Source organism: Pseudarthrobacter sp. DSP2-3-2b1 (genome assembly GCF_049895945.1).
Lineage (GTDB): Bacteria > Actinomycetota > Actinomycetes > Actinomycetales > Micrococcaceae > Arthrobacter.
This window is the reverse complement of record NZ_JAFCTI010000031.1, coordinates 1-595: the sequence shown is the minus strand read 5'-3', so window position 1 is coordinate 595 and position 595 is coordinate 1. Positions and strand designations below refer to the sequence as shown.

At 59.7% G+C, this 595-nt stretch carries 1 pseudogene; it reads left to right on the top strand.

Annotation, left to right across the window (positions count from 1 at the left end):
* Positions 1 to 295: pseudogene (locus ACP7AX_RS19180) on the top strand (hypothetical protein); the annotation flags it as partial.
* Positions 296 to 595 lie beyond the last annotated feature (300 nt).

The window sequence follows — 595 nt, the reverse complement described above, 5'->3', positions numbered from 1 at the left end:
CAACAAAACCACTACTTCAAACCACCCCCACCACCACAACGCGAATAACCCAAGGCCGGCTCAACGCTGCGCCGGCACTGGGACGATGCTGGTTACGATGAGGAAAGCCAGACCAGAGGATCTTCGGCGCATTCAAGAAATTGAAGTCGCGGCCGCCGAACTCTTCCGCGGATTCGGGATGGAGGCGATCGCAGACGATCCGCCGCCATCCGAGGACGAGCTAATGGCCTACCAGCGTCAAGGCAGAGCCTGGGTTGCCACCGATCCTGCCGACCGCCCGGTCGCGTACATCTGATAGACCTCGTTGATGGCCAGGCCCACATCGGAGCAGGTCACGGTCCGCCCAGCCCACCGCCGACAGGGCTGAATGGTCCGGCAGTCTGCGGACTACAATCGAGGCCTTAAACAGCTGAGTCCCGGAAGAACCAATGGTTCCTCCGGGACTCCGCTTCCACCCGCCGTCGTACGTTTTCTCCGCTGGTTTGCCAGTACGGAGACTGCCTTACGTGACGACTAGTTACTGATGGCTGACTTCATTTCATCGTGGGCCTTCTTGCCTGCCTCATCGGTTGAGAGTCTGTTGAAGAGGACCTCG